The sequence below is a fragment of the Segatella copri genome (genome assembly GCF_024330485.1).
In the GTDB taxonomy this organism is placed as follows: Bacteria; Bacteroidota; Bacteroidia; order Bacteroidales; family Bacteroidaceae; genus Prevotella; species Prevotella copri_L.
Window position 1 is genome coordinate 82,139 of sequence record NZ_JANDWX010000012.1, and the last position, 9,872, is coordinate 92,010.

Genomic DNA, 9,872 nt, shown 5'->3' on the forward strand with positions numbered 1-9,872 from the left:
TAAAATGGGTAAATTAATCGTTTCATTATCGCCACACGCTCATGGAAATGAGAGCGTAGAGAAGAACATGTACGGAGTGATTATCGCTCTCGTGCCTGCCATCCTCGCTTCTTTCTATTTCTTCGGCTTGGGTTCAGCAGTCGTACTGCTCACCTCTGTGGCAGCCTGCGTCTTCTTTGAGTGGGCAATTACAAAATATCTCCTGAAGGAGGAGACCAGCTTGCTCGATGGTTCTGCCATCATCACCGGTCTCTTGCTTGGCATGAACTTGCCAAGTAACCTTCCTCTCTGGATCATCATCATCGGTGCCCTGTTTGCCATCGGTGTAGGTAAGATGAGCTTCGGCGGTTTAGGTAACAATCCTTTCAATCCTGCGCTGGTTGGACGTTGCTTCCTGCTCGTCAGCTTCCCTGCCCAGATGACTTCATGGCCTGTTGCCGGTCAGATGCTCAGCTATACTGATGCTACAACGGGTGCTACTCCGCTGGCTATCATGAAGACCGCCATCAAGACGGGCGATGCTTCAGTTCTCAACCAGTTGCCTGATGCGCTGAGCCTGCTCTTCGGTGCCACTGGCGATACCTTCGGTGCCGGTACTACCGGTGAGGTTTGTGCATTCGCCCTCTTGCTCGGTTTGGCTTACATGCTCTGGAAGAAGGTCATTACCTGGCATATTCCAGTCAGTATCATCGCTACCGTATTCGTTTTCAGCGGTTTGATGCATTTGGCTAATCCTGTTTATGCCAATCCTCTGGCTGTCATCTTCAGTGGTGGTCTGATGCTCGGTGCCATCTTCATGGCTACTGATTATGTAACCTCTCCGATGACCCACAAGGGCATGCTTATCTACGGTGTATGTATCGGTCTGCTGACCGTCATCATCCGTAACTGGGGTAGCTATCCAGAAGGTATGTCGTTCGCCATTCTTATCATGAATGCGTTCACACCTCTTATTAACACATACGTTAAACCAAAGCGCTTCGGTGAGAAGCCTGTTAAGAAATAAGGAGGACAGAGACATGCAGAAATTAGAATCATCATTAAAGAACATGGTGCTTGTGCTGGTGGGCGTTGCGCTCATCGTAGGTGCTGTGCTTGCATATATCAATCATCTTACATCTGGTCCTATCGCCGAGAAGGCTGCACAGAGTCTGGCTGCCGGCATCAAGAGCGTGATGGGTACTGAAGAACTCCAGGTGGCTGAGCCTGAAGAGGTAAAGCAGGAGTTTGGCGGTAAGGAATTCTCTTTCACCATCCACAAGTGCTCTGACAAGAGCGGCAAGCAGCTGGGTGCTGCCGTAGAGAGTACTACCGGTGGTTTCGGTGGCGATCTGAAGGTGCTCGTAGGTTTCGATACCGAGGGCAAGATTATGGGTTATACCGTGCTTCAGGCTTCAGAAACTCCGGGTCTGGGCGCCAAGGCTGCTACCTGGTTCCAGAAGGACGGAAAGGGTAGCATCATCGGTAAGACTCCAAAGGATGGCGACCTCCACGTATCTAAGGACGATAAGAGTGGCAATGCAGTAGATGCCATTACCGCTTCTACCATTACCAGCCGCGCCTTCCTCAAGGCTATCAACCAGGCTTATGCCGTATATGCCAAGAAGGATGTTGACGGCGAGAGCGGTGCATCTCAGAAAGCAGATGCAGAGAGCGGTGCATCTAAAGTTGAACATAACGAAAAGAAAGGATAAACCGATATGAGTAATGTTAAGATTTTGATGAACGGACTCATCAAGGAGAATCCAACCTTCGTGTTGCTTCTCGGTATGTGTCCTACTTTGGCTACAACAACCAGCGCCATCAACGGTCTCTCTATGGGATTGGCTACCATGGCGGTGCTGATTTGTACCAACTTTGTTATTTCCTGTATCAAGAAGATTACCCCGGATATGGTTCGCATCCCTGTTTTCATCGTAGTGATTGCAGCCTTCGTAACCATCCTTCAGATGTTGATGAGCGCTTATGCTCCCGACAGCATCAATCAGGCGCTGGGTATTTATATTCCGCTGATTGTAGTAAACTGTATCATCCTGGGTAGAGCAGAGAGCTTTGCTGCCAAGAATTCGCCTATTGCCAGCCTCTTCGATGGCATTGGTTGCGGTTTGGGTTTCACCCTCGGTTTGACCATCCTGGGTAGTGCCCGCGAGATACTCGGTGCAGGTAGTGTATTCGGTATCACTCTGTTGCCGGAGACTACCAACATTCTGATGTTCATCCTGCCTCCTGGAGCATTCCTCACCTTGGGTTACATCATTGCTATATTTAATAAGGTAAAGAAGTAAGCGTAGGCATCGCTTCAAATCAATGAAATAAAATAGAAATTATGGAATATTTATTGATATTTATCTCTGCGATATTCGTCAACAACATCGTCTTGTCGCAGTTTCTCGGTATCTGTCCATTCCTGGGCGTATCGAAGAAAGTTGATACAGCCATCGGTATGGGTGGTGCCATCGCTTTTGTCTTGACCCTGGCAACCATCATTACCTGGTGTGTTCAGAAGTATGTACTCGATCCGTTCGGATTGCAATATCTCCAGACCCTGGCATTCATCCTCGTGATTGCAGCCTTGGTTCAGATGGTAGAGATTATCCTGAAGAAGGTTTCTCCTGCACTTTATCAGGCACTCGGTATCTTCCTGCCTCTGATTACTACCAACTGTGCCGTGCTGGGTGTAGCCATCCTGGTTATCCAGAAGGATTACAATCTGCTTGAGAGCGTGGTTTACGCTTTCTCTACCGCTCTCGGCTTTGCCCTGGCTCTCATTGTCTTTGCCGGCATTCGCGAGCAGCAGGCTTTGGTCCGTATTCCTAAGGGCATGCAGGGCGTAGCTATCGTCATGGTAACTGCAGCGCTCCTCAGCCTCGCCTTCATGGGATTCTCGGGCGTAGATGGCGGTTTGAAATCGCTCTTCGGATTGGAGTAAAACTTTTACTGAAAGTTGATAAAATAATAATGGGAATTTGCGAATGGTATGAACCGATGCAAATTCCCATTTTTTGTACTTGATTTTTCTTTCTCTCTTACTTGAGGTCTAGATTTTTCTTAACTCTCTGTCTTTATAAACTTGAAATTTTAACTCTTTCTCTTTTCTTATCTTCTGTGTCCGAAGCTTCCACCGCCATTGTTCTTGCTTGGTGTAGAAGAGCGAGGGGTGAATCCGCCGCCACGGTTGCCAGACCCGCTGCTGAATGAACGGCTCATGCTGCTGCGGTTGCCCCCGAAGATATTACTTCTTCCGCTTCCGAAGCTGCTGTTTCCGAACCCACGGCTGTTGTTTCCGAAACCACGGTTGTTGCTGGTGCTGCTGTTGCTGCTGCCGAAACCGCGGTTAGGGCGACTGTTGCTATTGCCGAAGCCCCGGTTGCTGCTGTTGCCGAAGCCTCCGTTGTTATTTCCGAAGCCTCCGTTCTGAGGGCGGCTGCTGTTTCCGAAGCCAGCGTTGTTGTTAGGGCGGCTTGCATTACCGAAACCACGGTTTGGGTTCATCTGAGGTCTGTTCTCGCGGTTCAGATTTCCGAAAGATCTTCCTCTGCCGTAATCACCACGATTGAATCCGTCTCTCATACCTACTCTAGGATATCCACCTGGGTGAGGTCCGCCAAATCTTCTTCCGTGATACCAGCTTCTGTTTCCGTTTACTCGCCAGCTATGACCTCCACGGTAAGATACGTAGAAGTGAGGGCGACCGAAGTAGAAATAGTCGCGGCGCGGATAGCGGGCGTAGATGCCGAAGTGCCAGTAGCCCGCATTCCAGTAGAGCGGACGGTAGAAATAGGTGGCATTGAGATATGTTCTATACTGCCAGTCGAGCAGGATATAGCTCAAATCCATATTGCGCTGGCGCCAGTAAGCACCATACAGGTCATCGTATGTATCTACACTCATCAGGTAGTCGAGGTTCACCTCGTAAGCTGCCTCATACTGGTCTTCCGTAAGATTGAGCTCGTAAGCCATCTTGTCTGTCAGGAAGAGAGCCTGCTGTCTTGCCTGCTCATAACTCATTGCTGAAGCGGTAGTGAATGTCATCATGAACATGGCTACAAGAGCTATTATCATTCGTTTCATAATCGTATATCTTTAAATTGTTATACTTCATGTTTCTTTTTCTGGTGCAAAGATACGATGTTTTTTGCTTCCACGGGCGGGATTTCCCCTAAAGGGGTGGGGGAAAATCCCTACTTCTTTATTTTGTGCCTGCGCAGTTCTATATATAATAAGGTATAGAACCGGAGTGGAGCGTAAAGGTTTGCGTGAAGTTTTTCGCTGTTTTTGGAACAATCAAACGAAATATTTACTACCTTTGCACTCAGAAAAAAACAATCTGATGAATAGATTGGAATTTAAAACGGAAAGTAAAATAATAAAAACAAAATAAACAAATCATGAAAGAGCTAAAAGCATTAAACAAGCGCACTGCTCCTAAGAGCGTCGCTCCAGAGAAAATCATTCAGTTTGGTGAAGGTAACTTCCTCCGTGCATTCGTAGATTGGATTGTATGGAATATGAACAAGAAGACCGACTTCAACGGTTCTGTCGTTGTAGTTCAGCCATTGGCTGGTGGTATGGTTGACTGGCTGAACGGTCAGGACTGCCTCTATCACGTAAACCTTCAGGGTAAGGAGAACGGCCAGGCTATCAACACATTGGAGCGTATCGACGTTATCAGCCGTGCACTGAATCCATATTCTCAGAACCAGGCTTTCATGGCTTTGGCTGAGCAGCCAGAGATGCGTTTCATCATCTCTAACACTACAGAGGCTGGTATCGCATTCGATGACTCTTGCAAGTTTACAGATGCTCCTGCAGCTTCTTATCCAGGCAAGTTGGTTCAGCTCTTGTTCCACCGCTACAAGTTCTTCGAGGGCGACCCAACCAAGGGTATGATCCTGATGCCATGTGAGCTGATCTTCCTCAACGGTCACCACCTCAAGGAGTGCATCTATCAGTATATCGAGCTCTGGAAGGGCGATATGGGTGCTGATTACGAGGGCTTCAAGGAGTGGTTCACCAACCACTGCTACGTTTGCGCTACATTGGTAGACCGCATCGTTCCTGGTTTCCCACGCGATACCATCAAGGAGATTCAGCAGAAGGTTTGCTACAAGGACAACCTCGTAGTTAAGGCAGAAAGCTTCCACCTCTGGGTTATCGAGAAGGCAGAAAATATGACAGTAGAGCAGATGCAGGAGGAGTTCCCAGCTCATAAGGCAGGTCTCCACGTGCTTATCACAGATAATGAGAAGCCATACCACGAGCGTAAGGTTACCCTGCTGAATGGTCCTCACACCGTATTGAGCCCTGTTACATACCTCAGCGGTGTAAACATTGTTCGCGATGCCTGCGAGCACCCGGTATTGGGCAAGTACATCCACAAGGTACAGTTCGAGGAGTTGATGCAGACGCTGAACCTCCCAATGGATGAGCTGCAGAAGTTCGCTTCTGACGTATTGGAGCGTTTCGAGAATCCATTCGTAGATCATCAGGTAACAAGCATCATGCTCAACTCATTCCCTAAGTTTGAAACTCGCGACCTGCCTGGTGTCAAGATTTATCTTGAGCGTAAGGGCGAGTTGCCACAGGGTTTGGTATTCGGTCTCGCTGCTATCATCACTTACTATAAGGGTGGTGTTCGCGAGGATGGTGCTCCTATCCAGCCAAACGATGACCAGAAGATTATGGACAAGCTCACCGAGCTTTGGGCTACCGGCGATACCCAGAAGGTAGCTGAGGGCGTATTGGGCTTCGACTATATCTGGCACGAGGATTTGAACAAGACAGTTCCTGGCTTGACTGAGTTGGTTAAGAAAGATCTTGACCTTATTCAGGAGAAGGGCATGCTGGAGGCTGTTAAGACTATCCTCTAATTAAAAAAAATGTTCGTTCATAGGTTCAAATAACGATTTAGATTTGAAAATAGTTATAAGGTTTTGTGTTAGTTGTTAGCTATAATCTTCTAGCTAATAGGTTAAAGGCGGGGAGCTTGTGAAAGCGCCTCGCCTTTTTGCTTATTTGTCAGCTTGGTGATGTTTCAGAATCCTTAATGACCTTAATGACCTTGTCCTTAACGACCGGATGGTTGATGATGAGCGGCACTCTTTCTACCACTACCATGGAAGTGTCGAGGCCCAATGCCTTAGGCTCGTCAATACCTATCTTGCTGATAAGAGCGTAGATACTCATCAGCAGGTTCTGTTGGCGATTATCTGAACTCTCCGGGTAATATACGCGGTGAATGATGATGAATCGGAAATCGCCCGGAATTCCGTATTTGCGCAGCGAAGGATAGGTGCTTTGCAAATCTACCTTTCCGTCTGTTACCAGATCTTCCACTACTTGTCGCAGATAGAGACTCACCCTAGGCTCTATGCGGAAACCAATGTGCATGGTTACGCTGTAGAGGGTGTCGGGAATCAGGGTCTCGCAGTTGTACTCCAGCGTGTCAGGTGTGTCAACAAACTCCATGTTGATAAGCCAGTAATGGTCAGCACGTTTCGGCTGCTTGTTGATGATGGAGTAGAGCAACTTGTCATCTACGGCACCTTCCTTGTTGGCGTGGTTCACATAAACCAGGTTGGAAGCGTACTTAGGGATGCTCTCGTCGGCCTTGATGTCGGAGATTATCTGATAATAATCATCCAGCGGTTTGGTGCTGATATAATGGCGGCGTATCTTCATGGCTTTCACCCACACGTACATCATCAGGAACAGGATTCCTCCAATGAGCATCGTACACCATCCACCTGCAAGAAACTTTGACAGATTGGCAGTCAGGAAGATGGCTTCGATGATGCAGTATGCGCCCATAAACAGCATCGTGAAAATCCGTGCCACACCCTTGCTGTGCAGGTAGAAACCGAGCAGCAGGGTAGTCATCAGCATGGTGATGGTGATGGCGAGTCCGTAGGCTGCCTCCATGTGCGAGGAGTCGCGGAAGAGCAGGATGATGAGAACCACGCCGATGTACATGGCGAGGTTGATCATCGGGATATAGAGCTGCCCCTTAACATGGGTAGGATGCTTGATTCGCATGCGCGGCCAGAAGTGCAGGTTCATGGCTTCGCTCAATATGGAGAAGGTTCCGCTGATGAGTGCCTGGCTCGCAACGATTGCCGCACCCGTGGCCATGATGATGGCGAAGAACAGCATGCTCTGCGGCATGATGGCAAAGAACGGATTCGCTGCCAGTGCCGTATCAGCATGATTCAGCACCCATGCTCCCTGTCCCAGATAGTTGAGAATGAGCATGGTCTTTACGAAGCCCCAGCTGATGGCGATGTTCTTTCTGCCGCAATGTCCCAGGTCGGAATAGAGAGCCTCTGCACCGGTAGTACAGAGAAATACGGCACCCAGAATCAGAAACCATTCAGGCGATTTTGCCAGCAGCATGGCAGCATAATAGGGGTTAAAAGCCTTCAGTATCAATGGGTAAGACGTGATGCTGAAAGCTCCCACCACGCCCAGCAGCAGGAACCATAGCAGCATAAATACGCCAAACGATTTGCCAATACTCTCTGTGCCAAACCGCTGCACGAAGAAGATGATGGTGATGATGGCAAGGGTGATGGGGATAACTGGCAGGTTGGGACTGATGCTTTCGAGTCCTTCGATGGCTGTGGTCACGGTGATGGCAGGGGTGATGATTCCGTCTGCCAGCAGGGTGCTTGCGCCAATGATGGCCAGTAGGTAAATCCACTTGTACTTGAGTCGGCGCAGCAAGGCATAGAGGGCGAGGATGCCTCCCTCGCCATTGTTGTCGGCACGCAGCGCCACGCATACATATTTGATGGTGGTCTGGAGGGTGAGTGTCCAGATGATGCATGACAGTGCGCCCAGGATGGTGCTCTCGCTGATGCTTTCGCCCGTATGCAGGATAGCCTTCATCACATAGAGAGGTGATGTTCCGATGTCTCCGAATACAATGCCTAATGTAACGAGCAATCCCAGGAAGCCTACTCTGTGATGATTGCAGGCTACTGAACTTTCTGCTTTTTCTTTCATTTTTCTTCTCTTATTTAAATTAAATATTATTCTTTTTGGGACATGAAAATGGCCTTTGTGATTATAAATTGCGTGCAAAGGTATAAACTTAAGAGGTAAGATAGAATTTGTTTAACAAGATTTATCGGATTTAACCTTTATTCTTTGGCGATATGAAGAGACGAATAGAGGCGAACGCCGATAAGACTACTCCCGAGAAACTTCTGAACCTTGCGAAACTTGAATAATTAATAAAGGCGGGGAGCTTGTGAAAGCGCCTCGCCTTTTACGTATGTTTTGTAAGTTTCTTTTCAAGTGACTGTTGTAAAGAAAAACAGTTATTCAATGATGTGGTTGATGACCATTCCTGCGATAGCCATTCCGAAGGTTGCGGTGATGTGGCAGAGCGAACCGTTGATCTGTGCCTTAGTAGAGCACCATTCGTGTTCTACCAGTTGCTGGTCGCCCGGAGCATCATATACGGCAGTATCGGTACCGCGCTCTCCGCTAATCAGTTTAGCTTTCGGGCATAGGCATCCGCCCGTGCCGCAGGCTTTGTTCACACCTTGGTTCTGCATCGGTTTTTCTTCACTGTATACGCACTGGAATTTTCGTCGTGGGAAGGTTTTGTTCTTCTTGAATTTCTTTCGCAGTGCTCTTGCCAGCGGGTCTCCATCCACCTTCCAGAATTCAGATTTTCTTACCATGAATGGGTCGGTGCGCAGGGCAGCTCCCATAGAAGATATAAAGGTGATTTCCTTAGGCAGGGCAGTGGCACGCAGAATGAGGTCAGCCTTATCCTTGAGCGAGTCGATGGCATCGATGATGAAGTCGTATTGCTCCATGTGGAATTCATCGGCAGTTTCTGCCTGATATATTTTCTGATAGGCTGTGATGTTGGCATCGGGGTTGATTTCGAGCAGTCGGTTGCGCAGCGCCTCTACCTTCACTTCGCCTATGGTTCGGCTTGTAGCCATCAGCTGGCGGTTGCAGTTGGTTACGCATACCCTGTCGCTGTCTACGATTGTGATGTTTCTCACGCCGCTTCTCAGGAGTCCTTCAGCGCACCATGATCCTACTCCTCCGATACCGAAGATGAGCACTCTTGCCTTCTGAATTTTCTCAAGATTATCTTTTCCCAGGAGCAGTTCGGTGCGTCGCTGCATTCCCCGCTCCATTGTCGTTATTTTATTCTCCATTTTATTGTTTGTAAAGAATTCTAATGTATATATCTGATGCAAAGTTAGTGAATAAAATCTGATGTCGGCTGATATGAATAAATGTTTATAATTCTTTAACTCATTTAACTTCTGAACTTGCGAAACTTGAATTATTACTAAGTGGATAATGATAGTCACATGCTTTTTTTAGTGGTTGAAATTTAGTTTCAGTAAGCGTTTCTGGAAGAAGAAGGGCGGGGGAGTAACTAATAATGAACTGTTACGCCCCCATGCATGATGTTACTCCGAGGGTAGTGCCGAGCGCCGTCAAGATTGTGAGTACAATCTGAAAAATCTGTTTCCAAGTTTCTTTCTTCATAATTTTCTAGTTTTTTTAGTGATTAATAATGTTCTTGATTACAGGTGCAAAGGTACTACATTTTTCCTACACCACCAAAAATCACCTTGCAGAGTTATGTAAAATTCCATTAACATTTCTGCCATATTGTGTTAAAGAAAATAACTCATCGTTTTGCGGGTCATAACATTAAGCTCTAAAGCAGCCAAAGGAGAATAAGAGAGGTTGGAACGTAAACAGTTGGGAATGAGCAGATTTGCACAAAGTTGCCAAATCGGCATAAAGCAAGCGAGTGAGGAATATTGAAGTAGTTCAGTTACTAAATCGTGAGCCACAGTTACCTATGCAAAGCAGGTAACAATGCGGAAAGG

9 protein-coding genes are annotated in these 9,872 nt (G+C 47.6%); 5 read left to right on the top strand and 4 right to left on the bottom strand.

Going from position 1 to position 9,872, the window contains the following annotated elements:
* The first annotated feature begins 4 nt into the window (after window positions 1–4).
* From NNC77_RS08765 to rsxA, 4 genes are read left to right on the top strand one after another with little or no spacing between them, the layout of a single operon-like run.
* Window positions 5–1,006, top strand: coding sequence for an RnfABCDGE type electron transport complex subunit D (locus NNC77_RS08765; RefSeq protein WP_118416516.1), 1,002 nt, complete (start codon window positions 5–7; stop codon window positions 1,004–1,006).
* A gap of 13 nt (window positions 1,007–1,019) precedes the next feature.
* On the top strand, window positions 1,020–1,694 hold the full coding sequence (locus NNC77_RS08770; protein ID WP_117727671.1) for an RnfABCDGE type electron transport complex subunit G: 675 nt from the start codon (window positions 1,020–1,022) through the stop codon (window positions 1,692–1,694).
* A 6-nt stretch (window positions 1,695–1,700) separates the two neighbouring features.
* A complete protein-coding gene (gene rsxE / locus NNC77_RS08775) occupies window positions 1,701–2,285 on the top strand; it encodes an electron transport complex subunit RsxE (protein WP_022121864.1) in 585 nt (194 codons plus the stop codon).
* A 41-nt stretch (window positions 2,286–2,326) separates the two neighbouring features.
* Window positions 2,327–2,929, top strand: coding sequence for an electron transport complex subunit RsxA (rsxA, locus tag NNC77_RS08780; RefSeq protein ID WP_006848658.1), 603 nt, complete (start codon window positions 2,327–2,329; stop codon window positions 2,927–2,929).
* Between the two features lie 167 nt (window positions 2,930–3,096).
* Here the strand turns inward: rsxA and NNC77_RS08785 are convergent, their stop codons facing one another.
* Window positions 3,097–4,071 carry a hypothetical protein gene (locus NNC77_RS08785; RefSeq protein WP_254970389.1) on the bottom strand — a complete coding sequence of 325 codons (975 nt, stop codon included), beginning with the start codon at window positions 4,069–4,071 and terminating at the stop codon, window positions 3,097–3,099.
* Between the two features lie 317 nt (window positions 4,072–4,388).
* On the opposite strand from NNC77_RS08785, the gene NNC77_RS08790 reads away from it, so the two are divergent.
* Window positions 4,389–5,870: a tagaturonate reductase gene (locus NNC77_RS08790; protein WP_117727669.1), complete on the top strand. Its 1,482-nt coding sequence runs from the start codon at window positions 4,389–4,391 to the stop codon at window positions 5,868–5,870.
* Window positions 5,871–6,018: 148 nt separating this feature from the next.
* Here NNC77_RS08790 and NNC77_RS08795 read toward each other — a convergent pair whose 3' ends face one another.
* The 3 genes from NNC77_RS08795 to NNC77_RS08805 all read right to left on the bottom strand — a co-directional run bounded on the left by NNC77_RS08795 (window position 6,019) and on the right by NNC77_RS08805 (window position 9,522).
* On the bottom strand, window positions 6,019–8,004 hold the full coding sequence (locus NNC77_RS08795) for a KUP/HAK/KT family potassium transporter (RefSeq protein WP_254970388.1): 1,986 nt from the start codon (window positions 8,002–8,004) through the stop codon (window positions 6,019–6,021).
* A gap of 317 nt (window positions 8,005–8,321) precedes the next feature.
* Window positions 8,322–9,182 carry a tRNA threonylcarbamoyladenosine dehydratase gene (locus NNC77_RS08800; protein WP_153073057.1) on the bottom strand — a complete coding sequence of 287 codons (861 nt, stop codon included), beginning with the start codon at window positions 9,180–9,182 and terminating at the stop codon, window positions 8,322–8,324.
* 241 nt (window positions 9,183–9,423) lie between these two features.
* Window positions 9,424–9,522, bottom strand: coding sequence for a smalltalk protein (locus NNC77_RS08805; protein ID WP_022121809.1), 99 nt, complete (start codon window positions 9,520–9,522; stop codon window positions 9,424–9,426).
* Between the last annotated feature and the right edge of the window lie 350 nt (window positions 9,523–9,872).

Bases quoted from the DNA above. Each gene is read 5' to 3' on its own strand.
- NNC77_RS08805 (WP_022121809.1), bottom strand. From the start codon at position 9,522: ATGAAGAAAGAAACTTGGAAACAGATTTTTCAGATTGTACTCACAATC.
- NNC77_RS08800 (WP_153073057.1), bottom strand. From the start codon at position 9,182: ATGGAGAATAAAATAACGACAATGGAGCGGGGAATGCAGCGACGCACC.
- NNC77_RS08765 (WP_118416516.1), top strand. From the start codon at position 5: ATGGGTAAATTAATCGTTTCATTATCGCCACACGCTCATGGAAATGAG.
- NNC77_RS08795 (WP_254970388.1), bottom strand. From the start codon at position 8,004: ATGAAAGAAAAAGCAGAAAGTTCAGTAGCCTGCAATCATCACAGAGTA.
- NNC77_RS08770 (WP_117727671.1), top strand. From the start codon at position 1,020: ATGCAGAAATTAGAATCATCATTAAAGAACATGGTGCTTGTGCTGGTG.
- rsxA (WP_006848658.1), top strand. From the start codon at position 2,327: ATGGAATATTTATTGATATTTATCTCTGCGATATTCGTCAACAACATC.
- NNC77_RS08790 (WP_117727669.1), top strand. From the start codon at position 4,389: ATGAAAGAGCTAAAAGCATTAAACAAGCGCACTGCTCCTAAGAGCGTC.
- NNC77_RS08785 (WP_254970389.1), bottom strand. From the start codon at position 4,071: ATGAAACGAATGATAATAGCTCTTGTAGCCATGTTCATGATGACATTC.
- rsxE (WP_022121864.1), top strand. From the start codon at position 1,701: ATGAGTAATGTTAAGATTTTGATGAACGGACTCATCAAGGAGAATCCA.